20 protein-coding genes are annotated in these 22,256 nt (G+C 67.2%); 13 read left to right on the top strand and 7 right to left on the bottom strand.

What is annotated here, in order from left to right:
* Window positions 1–7: 7 nt before the first annotated feature.
* Genes BLV94_RS26665 through BLV94_RS26640 form a run of 6 tightly spaced genes read left to right on the top strand, consistent with a single transcriptional unit; the run spans window position 8 to window position 6,488 of the window.
* Window positions 8–1,672, top strand: coding sequence for a flavin-containing monooxygenase (locus BLV94_RS26665; RefSeq protein WP_072943682.1), 1,665 nt, complete (start codon window positions 8–10; stop codon window positions 1,670–1,672).
* A complete protein-coding gene (locus tag BLV94_RS26660) occupies window positions 1,669–2,046 on the top strand; it encodes a hotdog fold domain-containing protein (protein ID WP_072943681.1) in 378 nt (125 codons plus the stop codon). Before BLV94_RS26665 ends, BLV94_RS26660 begins: the two co-directional genes overlap by 4 nt.
* Before the next feature lie 2 nt (window positions 2,047–2,048).
* Complete coding sequence (locus BLV94_RS26655) at window positions 2,049–3,347, top strand: NAD(P)/FAD-dependent oxidoreductase (RefSeq protein ID WP_072943679.1); 1,299 nt, start codon at window positions 2,049–2,051, stop codon at window positions 3,345–3,347.
* 34 nt (window positions 3,348–3,381) lie between these two features.
* Window positions 3,382–4,074, top strand: a complete 693-nt coding sequence (locus BLV94_RS26650; protein WP_072943678.1) for a transporter — start codon at window positions 3,382–3,384, stop codon at window positions 4,072–4,074.
* Window positions 4,075–4,119: 45 nt separating this feature from the next.
* A complete protein-coding gene (locus BLV94_RS26645) occupies window positions 4,120–5,475 on the top strand; it encodes a flavin monoamine oxidase family protein (RefSeq protein WP_072943676.1) in 1,356 nt (451 codons plus the stop codon).
* Window positions 5,476–5,507: 32 nt separating this feature from the next.
* Window positions 5,508–6,488, top strand: coding sequence for an NAD(P)H-dependent flavin oxidoreductase (locus BLV94_RS26640; protein WP_072943674.1), 981 nt, complete (start codon window positions 5,508–5,510; stop codon window positions 6,486–6,488).
* Between the two features lie 22 nt (window positions 6,489–6,510).
* Here BLV94_RS26640 and BLV94_RS26635 read toward each other — a convergent pair whose 3' ends face one another.
* From BLV94_RS26635 to BLV94_RS26610, 6 genes are all read right to left on the bottom strand, one after another.
* Window positions 6,511–7,551, bottom strand: coding sequence for a ferredoxin--NADP reductase (locus tag BLV94_RS26635; protein ID WP_072943672.1), 1,041 nt, complete (start codon window positions 7,549–7,551; stop codon window positions 6,511–6,513).
* An 82-nt stretch (window positions 7,552–7,633) separates the two neighbouring features.
* Window positions 7,634–8,341, bottom strand: a complete 708-nt coding sequence (locus BLV94_RS26630) for a TetR/AcrR family transcriptional regulator (RefSeq protein ID WP_072943670.1) — start codon at window positions 8,339–8,341, stop codon at window positions 7,634–7,636.
* A 77-nt stretch (window positions 8,342–8,418) separates the two neighbouring features.
* Window positions 8,419–9,915 (bottom strand): pyruvate, phosphate dikinase, encoded by a 1,497-nt coding sequence (locus BLV94_RS26625; protein ID WP_072943669.1) that lies wholly within the window; start codon window positions 9,913–9,915, stop codon window positions 8,419–8,421.
* Entirely contained in the window at window positions 9,912–10,718 is an 807-nt protein-coding gene (locus BLV94_RS26620) for a coniferyl-alcohol dehydrogenase (protein WP_072943667.1), read from the bottom strand. The genes BLV94_RS26625 and BLV94_RS26620 overlap by 4 nt, the downstream gene beginning before the upstream one ends.
* Entirely contained in the window at window positions 10,715–12,145 is a 1,431-nt protein-coding gene (locus tag BLV94_RS26615; protein ID WP_072943665.1) for an aldehyde dehydrogenase family protein, read from the bottom strand. Before BLV94_RS26615 ends, BLV94_RS26620 begins: the two co-directional genes overlap by 4 nt.
* Window positions 12,138–13,340, bottom strand: coding sequence for a cytochrome P450 (locus tag BLV94_RS26610; protein ID WP_072943664.1), 1,203 nt, complete (start codon window positions 13,338–13,340; stop codon window positions 12,138–12,140). The genes BLV94_RS26615 and BLV94_RS26610 overlap by 8 nt, the downstream gene beginning before the upstream one ends.
* 150 nt (window positions 13,341–13,490) lie before the next feature.
* Between BLV94_RS26610 and BLV94_RS26605 the strand changes: the two genes are divergently transcribed.
* Window positions 13,491–14,999 (top strand): AMP-binding protein, encoded by a 1,509-nt coding sequence (locus tag BLV94_RS26605; RefSeq protein WP_072943663.1) that lies wholly within the window; start codon window positions 13,491–13,493, stop codon window positions 14,997–14,999.
* Window positions 15,000–15,043: 44 nt separating this feature from the next.
* Window positions 15,044–15,676, top strand: coding sequence for a hypothetical protein (locus BLV94_RS26600; RefSeq protein WP_072943661.1), 633 nt, complete (start codon window positions 15,044–15,046; stop codon window positions 15,674–15,676).
* A 93-nt stretch (window positions 15,677–15,769) separates the two neighbouring features.
* Here BLV94_RS26600 and surE read toward each other — a convergent pair whose 3' ends face one another.
* The gene (gene surE, locus BLV94_RS26595; protein WP_072943659.1) at window positions 15,770–16,555 is read right to left on the bottom strand and encodes a 5'/3'-nucleotidase SurE; all 786 of its coding nucleotides are present in this window, start codon (window positions 16,553–16,555) and stop codon (window positions 15,770–15,772) included.
* Window positions 16,556–16,823: 268 nt separating this feature from the next.
* On the opposite strand from surE, the gene BLV94_RS26590 reads away from it, so the two are divergent.
* From BLV94_RS26590 to BLV94_RS26570, 5 genes are all read left to right on the top strand, one after another.
* Window positions 16,824–18,563, top strand: a complete 1,740-nt coding sequence (locus BLV94_RS26590) for a PEP-utilizing enzyme (protein ID WP_072943657.1) — start codon at window positions 16,824–16,826, stop codon at window positions 18,561–18,563.
* 109 nt (window positions 18,564–18,672) lie between these two features.
* Window positions 18,673–19,689 carry a phosphotransferase gene (locus BLV94_RS26585; protein WP_307718320.1) on the top strand — a complete coding sequence of 339 codons (1,017 nt, stop codon included), beginning with the start codon at window positions 18,673–18,675 and terminating at the stop codon, window positions 19,687–19,689.
* Between the two features lie 51 nt (window positions 19,690–19,740).
* A complete protein-coding gene (locus tag BLV94_RS26580) occupies window positions 19,741–20,766 on the top strand; it encodes a TIGR03857 family LLM class F420-dependent oxidoreductase (protein ID WP_083395935.1) in 1,026 nt (341 codons plus the stop codon).
* The gene (locus BLV94_RS26575; protein ID WP_072943653.1) at window positions 20,763–21,116 is read left to right on the top strand and encodes a hypothetical protein; all 354 of its coding nucleotides are present in this window, start codon (window positions 20,763–20,765) and stop codon (window positions 21,114–21,116) included. The genes BLV94_RS26580 and BLV94_RS26575 overlap by 4 nt, the downstream gene beginning before the upstream one ends.
* Complete coding sequence (locus tag BLV94_RS26570; RefSeq protein WP_072943651.1) at window positions 21,113–22,213, top strand: phosphotransferase; 1,101 nt, start codon at window positions 21,113–21,115, stop codon at window positions 22,211–22,213. Before BLV94_RS26575 ends, BLV94_RS26570 begins: the two co-directional genes overlap by 4 nt.
* Window positions 22,214–22,256 lie beyond the last annotated feature (43 nt).

Here is a 22,256-nt window from a genome sequence, read left to right as displayed (position 1 = left end):
CGACAGCATGAACTCCACCTCCACCTCAGCCAGCGGGATCGTCGATATCATCGGCGTCGGTGCCGGCTTCTCCGGCCTCTACCTCTCGCACCGGCTCACGAACGCCGGGTGGACCTTCGCGGGTTTCGAGGCCGGACCCAGCGTCGGCGGCACCTGGTTCTGGAACACCTATCCGGGCGCCCGCTGCGACGTCGAGAGCATCTACTACTCCTACTCGTTCGACGAGGCACTCCAGCAGGAATGGACGTGGAGCCAGCGATTCGCGCCGCAGGCCGAAATCCTCAGCTACATCGAACACGTCGCCGACCGCTTCGACCTGCGCAAGCACTTCACCTTCGACACCCGCGTGGTCGGCGCGACGTGGAACGCGGCCGACCGGTTGTGGGAGGTGCGGCTGGACAACGGCGAGACCCGACGTAGCCGCTACCTGATCTCGGGTGCGGGTGGCCTGTCCACCCCCAAGGACTTCGACCTGCCGGGCCTCGGGAACTTCACCGGACTCCAGGTGTCCACCAGCAGGTGGAACATCTCGCTCGACGACCTCGAGGGCAAGCGGGTCGCCGTGATCGGCACCGGATCTTCGGGCGTGCAGGCCATCCCACTGATCGCGGAGGTCGCGGAGCACGTCACGGTGTTCCAGCGCACCCCGAATTACGTGATGCCTGCCCGCAACACCGAACTGTCCACGGAGCAGATCGAATCCATCAAGGTCGACTACCCGGCGATCCGTGAGGAATGCAGGCACTCGCCCGGCGGCATCCCCGACCGCCCAGTGGCCGACAAGGCCTTCGACGTGTCGGAGGAGGAGCGCCGGCGGCGCTACGAGGCGGCGTACGAGCGCAGCGGCTTCCAGGGCGTCGGCGCCGAGTTCGCCGACCTCCTCACCGACGCCGAGGCGAACCGGACCGCCTCGGAATTTCTCCACGACAAGATCCGCGAGATCGTCGAGGATCCGTCCACCGCCGAGCTACTGGTGCCCAGGTACCACCCGCTGGGCGCCAAGCGCAGTGTCTTCGGTACCGACTACTACGAGACCTACAACCGGCCGAACGTGTCGCTGGTGTCGCTGCGCGACGAGCCGCTGGAGACGATGACCGCGAACGCGATCGTCACATCGGAGGGCACGTACGAGGCGGATGCCGTCGTGCTCGCCATCGGGTTCGACGCCTTCACCGGCCCGCTGTACGGGCTCGGTCTCACCGGTGCGTCCGGCACGAAGCTGCAGGAGGCCTGGCGCGACGGTGTCCGGACCTACCTCGGGATGATGACCACGGACTTCCCGAACTTCTTCATGGTCGGCGGCCCCCAGAGCCCCGCGCTCGCCAGCAACGTGGTGATGACCATCGAGCAGGCCGTCGACTGGATCGCCGACCTCATCGAGCACGCCCGCGACTCCGGAGCGACGCTCGTCGAGACCACCGTCGAGGGTCAGAACGACTGGGTCGACATCACCGAGGAGACCGTCGCCCAGACGCTGTACGCCACCACCGACTCCTGGTACCGCGGCTCCAACGTCCAGGGCAAACCCAACACGTTCATGGGCTACGTCGGCGGTGTCGGCAAGTACCGCCGGATGTGCACCGAGATCGCCAAGCGCGGCTACCCCGGCGTCGAAATCGACGGTGAGGCAGAGTCCCGCCACCTCGGCGCGATCCATCAGGAGATTTCATGAGTAAGGCGGTCCACCGGCGCTATGTCGCCTTCTCCGACGCGCACTACGCGGGCAATCTGGTCGACGGCGCCTACGCCCTGAAACTTTTCGGGGACGTCGGCACGAACCTGTCGATCGAGCTGGACGGTCACGAGGGCCTGTTCGCCGGCTACTCGTCCGTCGAGTTCCTCGCCGCTGTTCGTGGCGGCGATGTCGTCGAGGCCGAGGCCACGCTGGTGAAGAAGGGAAATCGCAGTCGCACGGTGGATTTCGAGCTTCGGGTGATCTGCCGCGTCTCCGACGACACGGGCAGCTCGCACGTCCTGGAGCCGCCACTGGTCGCGGTGCGCGCTCGCGGCACCGCGGTCATTCCCGCAGACGAGACGGAGGCGTAACCATGGAGCTGATCTACGACACCGGTTGGGCCGCAACGCCCACCACCGCCGAACAACCCCTGACCGGTGACATCGACTGCGACGTGGTCGTGATCGGCGGCGGCGGGGGCGGCATGTCGGCCGCACTCCGCCTCGCCGAGAAGGGCGTCGACGTGGTGCTCCTCGAGACGCAGACCCTCGGTTGGGGCGCCAGCTCCCGCAACGCCGGATACGTCACGAATTCGATTGCCGCCGATCCGGAGTTGCTGGGCTTTCTGCTGAAGAGCGAGCGGCTGCGCGACCTCTACCGGTACGCCGAGAACGCGGTGCACTTCGCCGAGGACGCCATCGCCCACCACGGGATCGACTGCGGCTACGAGCAGGCCGGCATCGTGATGGCCGCCGTGTCCAAGGGGCAGCTCCGGCATGCGCGCCGCAACGCGAAGGTCATGGCCGAGGCCGGATCGTCGGCCGAATTCGTCGAGGGTCGGGAGGCGGGCCTTCCGGACGGCTTCCTCGGCGGAATGCGCGAGGGCGTCGGTGGGACCCTCAACCCGGGTGAGTTCGTCCTCGGCCTGCGGGCCGCGACGATCGCATCCGGCGTGCGGGTCTACGAGCACACTCCCGCGCGCGACATCACGGACACCGGCGGCGGGGTCTTCGTCGAAACTCCGGACGGAAGGGTTCGGGCGCGCAAGGCGCTGCTGACCACCAACGCCTACAGCGCAGGCCTGTCCAGCGCGCCGAAGAACCTCGCCACCCCGGTGTGGACGTCGCTGGTCGAGACCGAACCCGTTGCGCCCGAGCGACTCGACGAGATCGGCTGGACCAGCCGTGCCCCGATGGTCACGCTGCACATGATCATCGAGAGCTACCGTGTGACCCCACGGGGCACGATCGTGTTCGGCACCCGCCGCGTGCAGACCGGGCGGAATCCGCTGCCGGACCGCACCCCTGCCCGGAACGTCGCCGACGACCTCGTCCGCGGATTCCGCGACCGCTTCCCCGGCCTGCGCGACATCGAACCGCAGAAGGCCTGGGGCGGCTGGATCGGCATGAGCTCCACGTGGCTCCCCGTCGCCGGCGAGGCCTCCGGCAACGTGCTCTACTCGCTCGCCTGCAACGGCCACGGCTTCGCCCAGGCGCAGTACGTGGGCCACCTGCTCGCGGACCGCATCGGCGGCGCGCCCTTACACGACGACCTGGCCGCGATCTGGCACGGCCGGAAGCGCTTCTGGCCCAGCCTCGTCAGCGGCCCCGCGCTGCACGCGGCCTGGCTCGCCGACCGTGCCTCGGATCGCCTGGCAGCCCTCACGAAATAACCATCGGCGTAAGCCACCCTCCAAGGAGAAAATCATGTCCATCCGAGAACTGCTCTTCGCGGTAGCGGACATCTGGATGATCGCCGTCGGATTCACATACGGGATCAAGTTCATCCGGAACTACAAGAACTACCTGCTCGGCCTCGAGTGGATCATCGTTGCAACGTCGGGTTCGAACTTCCTCGTCTACGGCATCCTGAAGGCCGGTCACGACAGTCCGATGTACACCGGCGCAGCCTTTCTGGACGCCTTCTCCCGGTCGGTCGGCATCACGCTGATCCTGGTTCTGGGGCTGATGAAGGTCACCCACCGATACAAGCCGTCCGTCGCGGTGGACATCGGCGCGTTTGCACTCGCCGCGGTGGTGGGCTTCCTCCTCCTCGGGTACCAGTACCACATCGGCACCCCCGCCAAGATCTTCTTCATCGTCGTCAACGTGCTCACCACGTTGTTCCTGATCTACTTCGTCAAGCGCCTGTGGGGTATCGGCGAGCACGGTCACGCCGTGTCGGTCGCCCTCGCCACCGCCTGCGGATTCGTCATCGCCTCGACCTACGACTTCGTCCACATTCCGGGCGACGACGCGGAGCACACGATCTTCTACATCTTCGCGCTGTCCACGTGGGGCCTGCAGATGTTCACGTACTTCCGTGCGTACCGGGCGTTCGACGCCCACAACAAGCGCGTCGACGCTCAGGCCGTCAGCGGCGCTGAGGTCACGGCCTGAGCGGCCGGACCTTCTCTTGTGATCGATCGAGAGTCAGGAACCGAAATGACAACGCACGTACAGGAAGAGACCACCGAGGTGGTCGTCGTCGGCGCCGGAATGGCGGGTTTGACGGCGGCGACGTCGCTGTCGCCCGAGACCGACGTAGTCGTGCTCGAATCCACCGACCGCGTGGGCGGCCGAGTCGAGACCGTTCGGAAGGGCGACTACTGGATCAACGTCGGCACTCAGTTCACCGAGGGCACAGGCACACTGATCGATGCCCTCGACCGGCACGGCATCGAGATGGGCTCACTCGCAGGCAAGAGCGTCGCGCTGTACCTGAACGGCGAGGTGATCGACACCTCGAATCCCGTCGCACTCATGTTCCGCACGCGGATGACCCTGATGGACCGAATCGGCATGGCCATCGTCGGTGCACGCATCCTCGCGGTCACGCCGTTCCTGGAGTCGCAGAGCCGTATTGCACAACGGGTTCGCGCCAACCTCGACACCAAGCTGGCGTCGTACCTACTGAAGGGCGTCCGGTCGAAGCTGGCCGCCGACGTCGTCCGGTCGTGGTCGGCGCAGTGGATGGGATGCGAGGTGGAGGAGACGGCCGCCACCCAGTTCGTCACGTCGGTCGGCCTCGCACTGGCCGACCCGGAGAAGATCCCGAACTTCTCGCTGCCGGTGGGTGGCAACCAAACGCTGACCGACGTGCTGGCGGAGGATCTCGGTGACCGGATCCGGCTGAACTCGGCGGTGCACTCGGTGCGGCGCGACGGTGACGGCGTGGTCGTCGACTACCACGACGGTGACCGACCGGTGCGGCTGCGGGCGAAGCGCGCGATCGTGACCGCACCCGCCGATATCGCCGAGCGGATCATCCCGGACCTCCCGCAGCAGCACCGGAATGCGTTCGACGACATCACCTACGGCCGGTACGTGATCGTCGGATTCTTCACCGACGAAGTCGGGCCGCAACGCTGGGACGAGTACTTCGCTGTCTCGACGCCGCAACTGTCGTTCCAGGCGATGTTCAACCACGCCGCGGCGATGCGGAACGGCGACGACCGCAAGCCCGGTGGAGCACTGGCCTGTTTCGCCGGCGGCGCTCACGCCGACGCGTTGTTCGACCTCCCCGACGAGGAGATCGTGTCGCGATACCGGCAGGACCTGCTCGCAGTGTTCCCCGAGCTGGAAGGGAAGCTGGGCGAGGGCATCGTGCGGAAGCACCATCGGGTCGTGCCCTTCTGGGCGCCCGGGCGAAGGAACTCGCTTCCGACGTTGCGTGATCCGCTCGGCACCATCTACCTCGCCGGCGACTACCAGCTCGATCTGCCGTCGCTCGCCGACGCAGCCACGTCGGGCGAGCGCGCGGCGAAGGCCGTACTGGCGAGCCTGAGCCGGCAGCGCTAGACCAGTCCCCGAACAGAAGAACGAGGAAGCGCATGTTCACCAACACCTTCACCGAGACCTTCGGGATCGAACACCCCATCGTGTGCGGCGGCATGACCGCCGTCGGCACCGCAGACCTGATCGGCGCGGTGGCCAACGCCGGGGCGCTCGGATTCCTCACCGCCCTGACCCAACCGACCCCCGAAGCGTTGGTCAAGGAGATCGCCCGCTGCCGCGACCTCACCGACAAACCGTTCGGCGTCAACCTCACCATCCTGCCGACCATCCAGCCGGTGCCCTACGACGAATACCGCGACGCCATCGTCGACAGCGGCATCACCATCGTCGAAACCGCCGGGGGCAACCCGACCCCACACCTGCCCACCTTCAAAGCCGCGGGTGTCAAGGTGATCCACAAGGCGGTCTCGGTGAGGCACGCCGTCAAGGCCGAGCAACTCGGCGTCGACGCGATCAGCATCGACGGCTTCGAGTGCGCCGGGCACCCCGGTGAGGACGACGTTCCCGGGCTCGTGCTGATCCCCGCTGCGGCCCGGGCACTGTCGATCCCGATCATCGCCAGCGGCGGACTCGCCACCGGCGCCGGACTTGTCGCCGCCCTCGCGCTGGGAGCGTCGGCGGTGAACATGGGCACCCGATTCATGGCGACCACCGAGGCGCCCATCCATCACAACGTCAAACAACAGATCGTCGACAACACCGAACGCGACACCGTCATCGTCTTCCGCGAGTTCCACAACTCCGCCCGTGTCGCCCGCAACTCGGTGTCCGAAGAAATCGCCACACTGTCGCGGCGACCGGGTGCCACGTTCGACGACATCGCCCACTTGGCCAGCGGTGTCCGCGGCCGCGAGCAGGTGTACGGCAACGGAGACGTCGAAGGCGGCATGTGGTGGGCGAGCCAGGCTCAGGGGCTGATCCACGACATCGGCAGCTGCCAGGACGTGGTCGCCTCGATCCTCACCGAAGCCCAGCAGATCATCACCCGCACACTGCCCGATCAGCTCCGCGACTGAATCAGCCCGGCAACCGGACGCTTCAGAATTCGATCTTCAGCGTGAGACTGGTCGGCTTCGCCTGGCAGCCGAGGATGTAGCCGTCGGCGACGTCGTCGGGATCGAGGGCGTCGGTGACCCCGGGATCGACGGTCCCTTCCAGGAGGGTGCAGGCGCAGGATCCGCATTCGCCTTCGCGGCAGGAGTACGGGGCGTCGATCCCGGCGCCCACCATCACGTCGATCAGGGTCGCGTCGGCCGGCCAGGACAGGGTGTGGGTGTCGCCGTCCAGGGTGACGTCCACGGTCGACGACCCGGCGGCGTCGGCGGTGACCTGCTTGATCGGCGCGAAGGGGTCGCCGTCGAGGGACCGGAATTCCTCGATGTGAATCCGGTGCCGGTCGTACCCGATGCTGGTCAGCGTCTCCTTGACCATGGCCATGAAGGGTGCGGGTCCGCAGACGAAGACGGTGCCGTCCTGGCCGCCGTCGGCGAATTGGGTGAGATTGTCCGGGGTCGGTAACCCCGCCTCGCTCTCGAGTCGGTGCTCGACGGTGAGCCGGTCTGCGTGCTTCTTGGCGAGGTCGGCGAGTTCCGCGTCGAAGATGATCGATTCCCGGTCCCGGTTGGCGTAGTACAGGGACACGGTGCCGGTCGCGGACGCCAGCACGGACTTGAGGATCGACATCACCGGGGTGACGCCGCTGCCGGCGGCGAACAGCTGGAAGTCGCCGTCGAGACTGTGCGGGGTGAACGTGCCCGACGGTGGCAGCACATGCACGTCGTCGCCCGCGGTGATGTTGTCGCACAGCCAGTTCGAGCCGTATCCGTCGACGGTGCGTTTGACCGTCACCTTGATCCGGTCGTCGGTGGTGGGCGAGCTGGCGATCGAATAGCAACGCGCCACCGAACCGGTGCGTTCGCTGGGGATCCGGACGGTGAGGAATTGCCCGGGCCGGTACGCGAACCTGTCGGCGATCTCCTGCGGGACGTCGATGACGAGGGAGGAGGCGTCGGGTGTCTCGGCGATGACGTCGGCAACACGGACGGTGTAGCCGAGAGAATCGGGTGCGACGTTGGTCATGGGTGCGTCTTTCGTTGCAGCTCAGGATGGGGAAGCGACACGTGTCGGCCGTCGGCGGCCGAAGGGAGCCGGTGGAATGTGGTCAGTGCTCGGACGGCAACGCGGCCGGGGGCAGCGCCCGGAACCAGACCTCACCGAGGGCGCGGCCGAGTTCGTCGATGCGTTCGCGTTTGGGGGTGGAGGCGGGGAGACCGACGTGCACGTAGGCCATCTGCTCGGTCATGCAGCCGAGCGACTCGGCGAGCAGGTCGAGGTTGGTGTCCCCGATCTCCCCGCGGTCGTGCAGTTTCTCCAGCCAGCGGCGGGTGCGTGCGATGAAGTCGTCACGCAGTTGCAGCCACAGCTGCTGAAAACCCTCGTTGGCGCTGGCGGCGGCAGCTTCACGCAGCAGTCGCAGGATGTGCCGGTGCCGGGAGTAGGCGTGCAGGTAGGTGCTGTTGACCTCGATCAGCGCTTCGAGTTCGCCGCTGGTGGTCGTCTTGCGGCTGGTGGCCTCGGACAATTCCTGGAGCCCGGTGTGCATGGCGGCGAGGAAGACGTCGTCCAGGTCGGTGAAGTGCCGGTAGAAGTTTCCCTGCGCGGTCTTCGCGCGGTGGGTGATGTCGGAGACCCGGGTGCGGGTGTACCCGTACTCGCTGAAGCATTCGATCGCGGCCTGCACGATGCGTTCCCGGGTGAGCTCCCCGCGGCGGTTGGGACGTTTCGGGGTGGCCGCACCGGGTTCGACGAGGCCGACGTGGGTGTAGACGTCGTCGAGCGTGCGTGGTGGGACCTGCCGCTGTGTGGTCATCGCCGCCCCCTCTCCGTCGCCCGAGTTTGCGAACAAGATATCACTGACCGTGGATGTCGCATCGTTCTGACCTCGCGTTATGCCCGTTCCAGGTGCGCAGAGCGCAACTGTGCGAGCGGATGATCCACCGGGACGGTGCCGGGCAGGTAGCCGAGGAGTTCGGTGAGGTACTCGTCGACGTCGCCCTCGTCCGGGGTGTGCAGGGCGTCGCCCTCGTAGACCGCGCCGGTGGTGCCGTCGACGGTCACCGTGAGCCCGGTCAGTTTCGCGACGGTGCCGACTCCGGCGCCGACCACGCACGGCAGCCCGATCTCCCGGCACACCAGCGCCGCGTGGGAGGTGCTGCCGCCGAGTTCGGTGACGACGGCGACCGATTCGAACATCGCGGGCACATCGTCCGGGGCGGTGGAGGGACGAACGAGCACGACGGGTGTGCCGGCCGCGGCGAGGTCGAGGGCCTGGTCGAGGTCGCTGACGGCCTGCCCGACGGCGACACCGGGGCCGGCGCCGAGGCCGCCGGCCAGGACCGTCCGGTCGGCGTGCACCGCCTGCGTTTTCGCCAGGCTCGCGGCCTGCTCGGCCGAGACGCGGGAGACCGCCTCGTCGGCCGTGATGAGACCTTCGCGGACGAGGTCGACGGCGATCCGGACCGCGGCGCGCGGAGCACGCTTCCCGGCCCGGCACTGCAGGACGTACAACCGGCCGCTTTCGACGGTGAACTCGATGTCGACCAGGTCGCGGTGCTCACGTTCGAGGACCTCGGCGATGCGCTCGAGTTCCGGGTACACGTCGGGCAGGATGTCGCCGACGGTGACGAGCGGGTTCGGGGTCTTCTCCCCGGACACGACGTCCTCGCCCTGCGCCTTCGCCAGCCATTCGCCGTAGAGAGTGTTCTCGCCGGTGGCCGGATCCCGGCTGAACAGCACCCCGGTCCCGGACCGTTCGTCGCGGTTGCCGAACACCATGGCCTGCACGGTGACTGCGGTTCCGGCGCCGGCGCCGAGGTTGTGCCGGGCGCGATACGCCTTCACACGCTCGTTGGTCCAGGAATCGAAGACGGCGCCGATCGCCGATCGCAACTGGTCGAGCGGATCGCTCGGCGGCGCGGCACCGGGGTCGCCGGCGACGATGTCGGCGTAACTGTGACAGAACCGCTGCCAGGTGTCCGTCGCCCACCGCTGATCGCCGGTCTCGGCGGCGAGCGCCTCACACAGTTCGGGGGTCAGGCCGAGGTTGAGGACGGTGTCCATCATGCCCGGCATGGACTGCGCGGCGCCGGACCGAACGGACACCAGCAGCGGGGACGGACCGGCGCCGAACCGGCGGCCGGTCTCCGTTTCGAGTCGTCGCAGGTGTTCGAGGACCTGCTGCCAGATCTCGTCCGGCAGGGATCGGCCGTTGTCGTGGTAGACCGCGCAGACACCGGTGGGCAGCGCGAACGCCGGGGGGACCGGCAGTCCCATCGCCCGCATCTTGTTGACGCTGTAGGCCTTGCCGCCGAGTACCTCGCGGGTGCTGGGGTGGGTGCCGTCGAGGGTGATGACGTGCTCGGCCGGACTGCTGGAGGAGGTCATAGCGAGAGTCCTTCGAAAACGGGGGATTTGGCGGCCGCACGGGTGGCGAACAGGCCACCTTCGACCGGGATGTCGATGCCGTTGAGCCACGACGCGGCGGGGGAGAGGGCGAACGCGACGACCGCGCCGATCTCATGGGGGTAGCCGTGTCTGCCGACCGCGTCGTGGGATCGTGCCATCGCGTCGGCGCCCATGCTGGCTTCGAAGTCGGCGAGGATCGGTGTCTCGACCGGTCCGGGGCTGACCGACAGCGCCCGGATGTGGCGTGCCGTCAGTTTCGCCGACAGCAGTTGCGTCCAGTCGACGAGGGCGCGTTTGGAGGTGTCGTAGGCGGCGGGCCCCTTGACGGGGTGATCACGCAACCAGGCGTGCAGGTCCGCGCGGTCGCGGACCCGCAGCAGTTCGTCGATCGACTCCGGGGATTCGGTGTTGCGGTACGCGGCGACGGAGGCGACGTTGACGATCGCCGCTCCCGCAGTCATGCGGGGGAGCAGAAGTTCGGTGAGCAGGCGCGCCCCGAGAAGATTGACCGCCAGCACGGTCTGCGCGGCAGCGGTGCCCGGGACACCGGCGACGTTCGCCAGCCCGGTGACCTCACCGGGGAGGGCCGCGACGGCGTCGCTGATCGAGCCGGGGTCGGAGAGGTCGCACAGCAGGGTGCGCACCGGTCCGATCGGGCAGTCGCGCCGGTCGAGGGCGTAGACCGTGGCGCCTGCCGAGCTCAACTGGCCGGCGAGGGCGAGTCCGATCCCCGATGCCGCGCCGGTGACGACGATGTTTCCGCTGAAAGTGTTGCCGGTCATGACATTACCGCCGTCACGTCGGTGAACTCCTCGATGCCGAGGTGGCCGAGTTCGCGGCCGTAGCCGGAATTCTTGACGCCACCGAAGGGAACTGTGGGCCGATTGCGGGTGCGGACGCCGTTGATCTTGACCTGGCCGACGTCGAGCCGTCCGGCGACGGCGCGGGCGCGCTCGACGTCGCCGGACCACACCTCCGCGGACAACCCGTACGCGCAGTCGTTGGCGATGCGGACGGCGTCGTCGACATCGGTGTAGATCTGCACGGCGATGACGGGGCCGAAGATCTCCTCACGGATGGCCCGGGCGTCCTCGGGCAGTCCGGTGATGACGGTGGGATCGACGAAGTACCCGGTCGGGGACGCCTCCGACGGCTTGCCCGTGCCGGTGAGCAGGTGCCCGCCGGCGGCGACGGCGTCACCGATGTGGTCGAGGACGCGCTCACGTTGGCGCGCCGAGACGAGCGGCCCCTGCCGCGTCCGGGGGTCCGCGGGATTACCCAGGACCTGCTGCGCGACTGCATCTTCGATGATGTCGACGGAGTCGGCGGCGAGGTGTTCCGGGATCAGCAGGCGGGTGGTGGCGTTGCAGGCCTGACCGGAGTTGACCAGACCGGATGTGACGACCCCGGTGAGCGCGGTCTCGAGGTCCGCGTCCGGCAGCACCACGGCAGGTGACTTTCCGCCGAGTTCGAGGGTGCAGCGGGTCAACGTCTGCGCCGCCAGGGAGGCCACCGTGCGACCGGCGACGACGCTGCCGGTGAACGAGACGTGCGCGAGGCCCGGGTGCGCGGCCAGTGCGGCTCCGGTGACCGCACCGGTTCCGGTCACGACGTTGAACACCCCGGCCGGAAATCCCGCCTCGAGGAACAGCGCGGCGAGCGCGTTCGCGTCGTACGGGGTCATCTCCGACGCCTTGAGCACCACGGTCGATCCGGCGGCGAGTGCGGCCGAGACCTTGGCGACGATCTGATGGACCGGCATGTTCCACGGCGTGATCGCGCCGACGACCCCGCTGCCGCGTCGGACCAGGGTGGCCCCGTCGATGTCCTGCGACCACGGGAAGTCGCGGGCGGTGCGGGCGGTGGCCCGCAGCACGTCGGCGGGGAGCTGGGCCTGTGTGACCTCCGCGAGCGAGATCGGCATACCCATTTCCCGGCTGACCAGTGCCGCGATCGCCGAGCCGTCACGGGTGAGCAGATCCGCGGCACGGTCGAGCAACTCCGCCCGCTCGGCGACGTCGGTGCGCCGCCACGCCGGATGGGCTGCTGCGGCCGACCGCACGGCGTCGTCGACGACCTCGGATCCGGCGTCGACGACCTCACCCATCACGGACTCGGTGAACGGGTCGATCACCTCGATCACCGGCCCGGCCGGCACGAACCAGTCGCCGTCGATCAGACAACCGGCCCGGTCGAAGGTGTCAGCCATGGCGCGGCTCCAATCGCACGGGCAGGGTCTTGATGCCGCGGAAGAAGTTGCTCTGCAGTCGCTTCGGGGAATCGGCCACGTCGATGTCGATGCCGCGTTCGACGAGCTTGGTGAAGAACAGCTTCGCCTCGAGGCGGGCGAGGTTGGCGCCGAGGCAGGCGTGATCGCCCCACCCGAAACCCAGGTGCTCGTTCGGGAACCGATCGGCCCGGAACGTGTCCGGCTCCTCGAACACCCGCTCGTCCCGGTTCGCGGAACAGAACCACATGACGACCTTGTCGCCGGCCTTCACGGTCTTGCCGTGTATCTCGACGTCCCGGGTGGCGGTGCGCCGCATCGACAGCACCGGCGACACCCAACGCACCATCTCTTCGACCGCGGAGCGGATCTTGCCCGGATTCTCGCGCAGAACGTCCCACCATTGCGGGTTCTCGTGCAGGGCGAGCACACCGCCCGACAGCAGGTTCCGAGTGGTTTCGTTCCCGGCGACCATCAGGATCAGGTAGTAGGCGTCGAGGTAACCTCGGCTGAGCGGGACCCCGTCGAGTTCGGCGGCGGTCAGCACGCTGACCAGGTCGTCGGCCGGGCAGGCCCGACGCTCGGTCTCGAGGGCCCGGAAGTAGGCGAACACCTCGTCGCGGGCGCGCACGGCGGTCTCGGGGCCCGCGGAGTAGTCGGGGTCCTCCGAGGCCATCTGGTTCGTCCACCGCAGCAGGTTCGGGCAGTCCTCGAGCGGGGCGCCGAGCAGTCGACCGATCATCACCAGTGGCAGTTGGGCGGAGATGTTCGCGACCAGGTCGATCGGCCCCGCGCCGACGGCCTTGTTCAGCAGGTCGTCGATCACCGCCTCGATGTCCGGGACGAGGGCCTTCACCTTGGCGGGTCGCACGTGCGGGGTGACGATCTTGCGCAGCGGACCGTGCTCCGGTGGGTCGACGTGGTGAATGCTGCGGGCGCCTTCGCCTTCGGCGCGCCTGCTCGCGATCTGCGTCCCCTGGGTGACGGTGAACGTGTCGTGGTCCGCGGCAACTGCTTTGACGTCGGCGTATCGAGTCACCGACCAGAATCCCGGGCCGTTCGGTTCCTCGTTCCAGTGCAGAGGGTCCTCGTTGCGCAACTGCGCGAAGATCTCGTCCGCGTAGCCGGAGGCGAATGCCCGCAGGTCCATCAGGTCGATACCACTGCTGGTGGTCATTTGGATGTCTCCCGTCACGGTCACGTTCGTTTGTGACATTGGTGTCACTAAAGCACAAATCGCCGGATTTGCAAATACCCCTTGTAAGACGAGTCAAATCGCTTGTAGCCTGACCTAGATAGTGACGAACAATTCACAAAAAGAGGTCACGTGTACCCACCCGCAATCGCCACCGAGCATCCTGATTCTCTCGCGTTCGTGATGGCCGCCTCCGGTTCTTCGCTCACCTACCGGCAGCTCGACGAGCAGTCCAACCAGCTCGCCCATCTCCTGCGCAGCAGAGGCGTGACAGCAGGCGATTCCATCGTCCTGGTGATGGAGAACCGGATCGAATGGCCGGTGGTGGTCGCGGCCGGAATGCGCGCGGGCCTGTATGTCACACCGGTGAACTGGCACCTCGGCGCCGCCGAACTCGCCGCGCTCCTCGCCGAAGCGACACCGGCCGCGGTCGTCACCAGCGGCTCGCTCGCCGGAGCGGTCGCCGACGCCCTTCCCGGCGGGCACACCGCGCTGACCCTGTGCACCGATCCTGCTCCCGGGGTCGAGCACCTCGCCGCGGCGATCGCGAACCACCCGAGGACTCCCATCGCGGACGAGCGCTTCGGCGCCCGCGTCCTCTACAGCGGCGGCACCACCGGCCGTCCGAAGGCGTTCCGGCAGAAATTGCTGGACATCCATCCCGCGGACGCCCCCACCCGTCACGCGGGCCTCGCCCTGAAACTCGGCATCGACTCGGACACGGTGCTGCTCTCGCCCGCCCCGAACTACCACGCGGCGCCGTTCACCTTCCAGCTGATGACGATGGCCGCCGGCGGCACGGTCGTGTGTATGGAACGCTTCGACGCGTCCGCGGCCATGACGGCGATCGCCGCCCACGGGGTCACCCACTCGCAGTGGGTGCCGACGATGCTGCTGCGCATCCTCGCCCTGCCCGACAGGAGCGCCATCGCGCTGTCGCCGACGCACACCACCGCCGTCACCTCCGGCGCGCCCTGCCCGGTGGAGGTCAAGGAACAGATCAACGCGTGGTGGGGGCCCGTCCTGCACGAGTACTACGGCGCCTCCGAGGGCTACGGGCACACGTACATCTCCGCCGCCGAATCCGCCGACCACCCCGGGTCGGTCGGCCGACCCCTCGGCGGCACCCGTGTGCACGTCACCGACGACGCGGGCACCCCGCTGCCGACGGGTGAGATCGGCAAGGTCTGGTTCGAACCGCCGGCCGCGGCGGCCTACGTCAACGCGGGAGACACCGCGACGAGTGCCGGCTGGAAAAGCATGGGCGACCGCGGCTACCTCGACGAGGACGGATTCCTCTACCTCGCCGGGCGGGAAAGTTTCATGATCATCTCCGGCGGGGTCAACATCTACCCCGAGGAGATCGAGGCCGCCCTGGTGCGCCATCCCGATGTCGTCGACGCTGCGGTATTCGGCATCCCCGACCCGGAATTCGGGGAACAGGTCAAGGCGATGGTGGAATTGCGCGAGGGTGTACCGGGTGACGCCACCACCGCCGCCGACCTCATCGATTACTGCCGCGGCTGCCTGGCGACCTTCAAAGCGCCCCGCTCGATCGACTTCGTCGACCGCCTGCCGCGGCTGCCTACCGGAAAACTCAACAAGAAGGCCCTGCGCTCGCACTATTTCGCGAATTCCTGACGAAGACACAATCTGACCACCGATCACCCGAACAGGAGCCAGACATGGTTCACGCCCAGCAAGATCAACACACCTTCGACGTCCTGCATTCGCTCCGCGTGAAGGGACTGGCCAACGACAACGTGCTCAGCGCCCTGTCGGGCGTGCCCGTCGAGGACCTGCCGGCGGCCCTGGATCCGCTCGTCGAGCAGGGTCTGGTGGTGCGCCGGGAGGGCCGGATGCCGGGAGCGATGCTGACCCCCGCGGGCAAGGCCGAGCATCTGCGGCTACTCGCACAGGATCCGGCCACCACGGGCGCGGCCACCGCGCTGACAGCCTTCTACGACCGATTCCTGCCGATCAACTCCGACTTCAAGATGGTGTGTCAGCGCTGGCAGATGCGCAGCGACGACACCCCCAACGATCACGGCGACCCGACCTACGACGGCGAGGTCGTCGGCGCGCTGGCGCAGACTGACGAGCAACTGCGGGCGTCGCTCCCGGAACTGGTCGATGCGCTGCCGCGGTTCGGTCGCTACCTGCCGCGCCTCTCCGCGGCGCTCGACCGCATCCGCGGCGGCGACAACGCCTCGTTCGCGCGGCCGATGTACGACAGCTACCACGACATCTGGATGGAACTGCACGAAGACCTCATCCTCAGTGCCGGGCGGACCCGGGGCGCCGCCGACGAAGGCTGAACAAGCGCACAACACGGGAAGGGTCGGGCCGGTCGATGACCGGCCCGACCCTTCCGTGTTCGATATACGTTGCAGCGCCAGGGAATCCTGCGCCTAGGACTCGGCGGCCACCGGGAACGGCAGGCACGCCTCGACGTGCGCCGCGACGCCTGAGCCCTCGGAGTTGGCCGCCACGGCCGAGATGGCGCTGATCGACACGTAGCCGTCACGCACGAGAGCGGAGTCGGTTCCGGTGCCGAGGCGTTCGGTATTGGCGAATCGCAACAGCCGCACCGTGTCCGGGGTCTTGTCGAAGGTCAAGCCGAGCAGTCCGCGTGGCGCCAGCGGTGCCATTCGCACACCCTTGACCTCACTGATGTCGAGATCGGGCACATTGACGTTCAGCACGGCACGGTGGGCGCTGTGGGCGAGCATCCACTGTGCCGCGGACACCGCGATGCGGCCGGCTGTGTCGAATCGGTGCTCCGGCGGAAACCCGCAGCTGACGGCGAGACCGCGGACGCCGAGGGTCGACGCGGTCAGCGCGGCCGCCACCGTACTCGAATTCAGAATCATCCGGCCGGTGTTCGGGCCGGGATTGATGCCGCTGACGACCAGGTCCGGCGGAGGGCCGAACACCCCCGCGCACGCCGCGAACACCGCAAATGCGGGCGGGGCGTCGAAGCTGAGCGCCTGGACTCCCGGCAGGTGCTCGAAGCGGCGCTCCGTGTAGGCGATCTCCGCTCCGTGCTCGAGGGTGCCCAGCGAAGAGCCGCTGCCGCTGCACTCGCCGCGCGGCGCGGCGATGGTGATCTCGTACCCCTCGGTTGCCAGAGCTGTCGCCACCGCATGCAGTCCGGGTGCGTCGATGCCGTCGTCGTTGGTGACCAAAATGCGCATGTGAGCGCTCTCCTTCCCTGCCGACCTCCACAAACCAGACGCCAGCTCAGACCTCGTATCCAAGGATTGTGACGCAGTATTCACACTTTTGTCTACCGGCAAGCGTGGAAACTCGTCAGACGTGAGGTCGGTCAAGGCCCGGGAGTCTTGACAGAGTGACGCCACTCACATAAGAATGTGAATTCACAGTCGCTAACACGAAAGGCGACGTGCATCGTTCCGGAATGAAACCGGCACTCCAAAACATTTGTCTGAAAGAAGGCATCGCATGGCTGAGTGGCCCATCAACGACACTGTGTCGAAGGTGTTTCCCCTGTACTCCCGCGCGAACGTCGGGGAGATCTTCCCCGACCCGATCAGTCCGTTGAACGCCTCCGCCGGCTTCCAGCACAATCTCGAACCGGGCTGGCGGGACGCCTTCGTCGCATGCAAGGTCTGGGACCACGACCTCTACGACGCCACGGTCGACTACAACATCCTCCCGGCCTTCGGCAGCTACCTGTACATCAACATGTCGCTGATGCGGCTGTTCGGCGTCCGCGTGCCGGGGATGTCACCGGAAGCGGTCGACCTGCAGTACTTCGGTGACATGCCCGGGATTCCCAGCTACGAGAGCGAGAAGCGGGACTTCGACGAGAACCCGGAGTTCGCCGAGCGCGCCGGCGCCTGGCTGGTCGAAGAAGTCATCGGGGCCACCGGGCTGCCCGAGTACGACGCCGACCGTCAGGACGTGGTGCGGATCCGCGCCGACCGGCCCGACATGACCGCGTTGACCGATCAGCAGTTGCGCGAGCGCATTACCTCCTTCGACTACATCCTGCGGCCGCTGTTCCAGCACCACATCGAGGCCAGCCTCAAATCGGGTGTCGGGCTGGGGGCCGTCGCGCAGATCGCCGCCGCCGTCGGCAGGCCCGAGCTCGCACTCACCCTGGTCGGCGGCATCGGTGACGTCGACTCCACCGGACCCTCCAAGCGGATGTGGACCCTCAGCCGCACCGCCCAGGATCCGGCGGTGGCCGCCGTGTTCGACGAGGGCGTCCCCGGCCTCTACGACCGGCTGTCGGCGAGCACCGACCCAGCCGTCACCGCGTTCCGCACCGATCTCGACGCGTTCCTGTCGGACTGGGACTTCCGCGGCCCGGCGGAATGGGAGATCCGCGCCCAGACGTGGGGCGTCAAACCGGAACTGGCGCTGGCCACCGTCGACCGCATGCGGCGGGTCGGTGACGACGAGGCGCCGGAAGGTAAGGGCGCCATCCGAAGTGAGGAACGCGAGGCCGCCGCTTCGGTGGTCCGTGAGCTCCTCGCCGGGGATCCCGAGACCTCCGCCCAGTTCGAGGCCACCCTCGCCGCCGCCGCTCTCTGGCTCCGCGGCCGCGAACGCGCTCGCACCACGGCGGCCATGGTGATCCACGAAATCCGGCTTCCTGCAAGGGAGCTCGGCCGACGCGGGGTCGAGGCGGGAGCCCTCGACAGCGTGGAGCAGATCTTCATGCTCTTCGCCGACGAACTCGATGCCTACCTCGTCGATCCCGCTGCGTTCACCGACATCGTACGCGAGCGGGAAAAGAGCTACATCGCGCTCTTCGACGTCAAGCCGCCGTTCGTGGTGTCCGAGGAAGTTCCGCCGCTAGAGGGTTGGTCGCTCCGCGCAGGCGCCGCCGGTGCTGCGCTGGCCGCGGGCGAGTCTGTGGTCGGCGTGTCCGGCTGCACCGGCACCGCCCGGGGCATCGCCCGGGTCCTGACCACCCCCGACGACCCCTCCGCGCTCGAGCCCGGAGAGATCCTCATCGCCCCGATCACCGACCCGTCCTGGACACCGCTGTTCGTCGCCGCCTCCGCGGTGGTCGTCGACGTCGGAGCCCCGTTCTCGCACGCCGCGATCGTCAGCCGGGAAATCGGTATCCCGTGCATCGTCTCGGCCACCGACGCGACCAAGCGCATCCCGAACGGAGCACTCATCGAGGTCGACGGCACGACAGGTGTCGTGACGGTGCTCGAGATCTGAGTCGGTACCGGCCCTCGATAAGGAGAAGACATTGCACGCAGCTGATATTTGCGCGAGCTGGCTGGATCGAGTGTTGCGCGACAAGGGAATACTCGCCTCCGGTAACCGCGTGACCGACACGGCAATCGAACCGATAGGCACAGGTCTGGTCGCCGACAGCTATCAGATCACGATCTCGTACTCCGACCCTGGCAGCGGCCCCGTGTCGCTCGTCGCGAAACTGACCTCCGACAGCGAGCAGAGCCGCGCCGCCGGACGCAGCGAGCTCAACTACGCCCGTGAGGTCGGCTTCTACACCGAGATCGCGCCGCACCTCCAGGTCCGCGTCCCGTCCTGTTTCCACGCCGAAATCGATTCGAACAATACCGAATTCGTTCTCATCCTGGAGGATCTCACTCCCGCACGTCCCGGAAACCAGCTGACCGGCTGCACGGTGGCCGAAACGCGGCTCGCCGTCGAACAAGCCGCGCGGATCCACGCGCCTTACTGGGGTTCCGAAGAACTCAGGGGCAACCCGTGGATGGACATCTCGTCGAGCTACTGGCAGCGATTCGCCGAGATGATGCCCGAATGGTACGACGGATTCCGTCAGCGCTACGCCGGCCGGCTCAGCGAGGCCGACATCGCACTGGGGCAGGAATTCGTCGACAACATCGCCGGGTACTACCAGGCGCTGGAGAGGATGCCCTACACCGTCCAGCACGGAGACTACCGACCCGACAACGTTCTGTTCGACGCGCACGGCGGAGAAGTACCGCTCGTTGTACTGGACTGGCAAACAGTGGTGTACGCACCGGGAGTCGTCGACGTCGCCTACTTCATCGGTGGCGCGCTGGACGCCGCGACACGTCGAGCGAACGAGGACGAACTACTCCTCCACTACCACTCGGAACTCGTCGACCTCGGGGTCGAAGGCTATCCGTTCGAACGTCTCGTCCAGGACTATGCGTGCGCGACCTTCCACAACTTCATCATCGGGGTTGCGGCTGCGATGCTGGTGGAACGAACGGAGCGCGGTGACGACCTGTTTCTGTCCATGGTCACCAATTCCCTGACACATGCACGGGACCGCGACGGCGCCCGCCACATCGGGATCCACCCACTCGCCGCGGTGAACCGTGGGTAGGTCGGCGCCCGACTGCGGTTCTCACGAAAGGCACACTCAGTGAACGATTCGATGCCTGAACTGGGCTTCTACGCACTCGGCGGACACGTCGAGTCTCCCCGAGAGATGTACGGCGAACTGGCACTGGCCGAGCGCCTCGGCCTGGGCACCGCGTTCTTTTCCGAACGGTTCAACGTCAAGGAACTCGGGTCGTTGACGGGCGCGGCCGGTGCGGTGACCGAACGCCTGAACATCGCCACTGCTGCGACCAACCACAACACCCGCCACCCGATGGTGACAGCAGCATGGGCGACGACGATGCACCGGCTGACGAACGGCCGCTTCGTCCTCGGCCTCGGTCGTGGGCTGGCACCGCAACTGAAAGCCTTCGGCCTCCCGCCGGTCACCACCGCGCAACTGGAGGATTTCATCGGTCTGATGCGCCGATTGTGGAAGGGAGAGACCGTCGAGGGCCATAGCGGCCCGGCCGGAAACTATCCGGCGCTGCGCCTCGACCCGACATTCGACGAGAACATTCCGATCGGGCTGACCGCATTCGGGCCTGCGACCCTGGCCCTGGCCGGGCGAGCCGCTGACGTCGTCGTTCTCCACACGTACTTCTCGGACGACACTGTCGTGCGGTGTGTGAACGCGGTCCGCACCGCCGCGGAGAAGGCCGGTCGTGATCCCGCAGCGGTCAAGGTGTGGTCCTGCTACGCAACGGTTCCCGATCACCTGCCCGTCGAACTGCAACTGAAGAAGACCGTGGCTAGACTCGCCACCTACCTGCAGGTGTACGGAGACCTGATGGTGAAGACGAACAACTGGGACCCCAACGCGCTCCAGCGGTTCCGAGAAGATCCGGTGGTCGCCGGATTGAACGGCTGGTGCGATGCGGTGGCGACCCCGTCCGAGATCGAGCACATCGGCACAGTGCTGCCCGCCGAGTGGCTCGACGCAGCCGCCACAGGATCAGCCGAGGCCTGCGCGAAGAAGGTCTCCGCCCAACTCGATCTCGGTGTCGACGGTGTCATCCTGCACTGCTCGACCCCGGCAGAACTCGAGCCGGTCGTCGAGACGTACAGGAGTCTCCGGTGAGAACCCCCGTCGAACTCGTCGAACAGTATGTGTTCGAGATCTACAACAAGCAACGGGTCGAGCTCATCCACGAAATCTGCGGAGACCCGGTCATTCGACACGAAGCGGGTAACACCGTCGCGCTCAGCCGGAATCAGCAAATCGAGCGCATTCGTGCCGACCTGGCGTCGAACCAGCCGACATTTGAGGTGACCAACCTCTCCGGCAACGAGGAATTCGCGACGCTGACGTGGAACGCGATCCGCCTGTCCACCGGAGAGCGGCTCTGCGGAATCGAGGTCTTCAAAGCGACCGCGGGACTCATCACGGATGTGTGGAACTCCAACTACTTCGAAGGGTCCTGGTCATGAATCACCCGACTCCCAGAGTGCTCGACGTCGCCACCGAGATCGACACCGCATGGGTGCAGTCCGTGCTACGGCAGGCAGGCCACACTGGGGTCGAGGTCGCGTCGATCTCGGCGCAGCCGATCGGCGCAGGCAACGTGAGCGACACCGTACGAATCGGCATCGAGTACGCACGAGCCGAATCGGGTTCCCCCGCCGCGGTCGTGGTGAAGTTTCGTCCGAGCGCACCGGGTGCGCACGCGCACGGACTGCGGAGCGGTGCATACCACCGCGAAATCGGCGCTTACCGGGAAGTCGGTGGCCGACAGGCTTGCCGGATTCCGCGGTGCTTCTGGGTGGCCGGCGACGAGACGAACATCAACCTCGTCCTGGAGGACTTGACGGCAACGACGACGCCCGGCAATCAAGCCGCGGGGTGTGGTGTGGCCGAGGCGGAATCCCTTGTCGCGGAACTCGCTCGCCTGCACTCCAGCTTCTTCCCACTGACAGACGAGGCAGCGCCAGCGTGGTTGGTGCGCATGTCCGAGGTCTCCGACTACTGGTGCGATGCGGCGGAACGCGGGGCCGCGGCCGCGCTGACTCGCTTCGCCGGGGACCTCCCGCCGGACTTCCTCGCCGCCGTTCGAGATGCCGTCGCACTCGTTCGCACCTGGTACGGGCTGCCGCAGCAACACCTGACACTCACTCACGGCGACCCTCGCGTCGACAATGTTCTCTTCGAGAGGTCGGAGGCGGGAGTGTCGGCCGTGCTCCTGGATTGGCAGTTCACCGGCTTGCGCAATCCGATGTACGACTTCGCGTACTTCATGTCGGGCAGTGTCGACGTCGCCGAACGCCGACTACACGAAACACGATTGCTGAAGACGTACATCGACGTGTTCGCGGAGAAATCCTCCGGATACGACGAGGGGCAGGCGACGGCCGACTACAGGATCCAGCTACTCAGCGGCCTCTACGTCACACTCGCCGCGGTCGCGGTTCTCCCCGACAACGATGTGGTGAACCAGCTGATTCTCGCGCTGCTACGGCGTAACTGCGCAGCCGTGGTCGATTGGAAATCCGTCGAAGCGCTCGGCGACTTGGCCGCATCTCGCCACTGACAGACACCCAGAGACCCGGGCGGTGTGAGCCGACAGACAGATC

The sequence above is a fragment of the Rhodococcus koreensis genome (genome assembly GCF_900105905.1).
Taxonomy (GTDB): Bacteria; Actinomycetota; Actinomycetes; order Mycobacteriales; family Mycobacteriaceae; genus Rhodococcus_F; species Rhodococcus_F koreensis.
The sequence above is the reverse complement of the archived record's forward strand: the minus strand, read 5'-3'. Positions and strand labels throughout refer to the sequence as shown.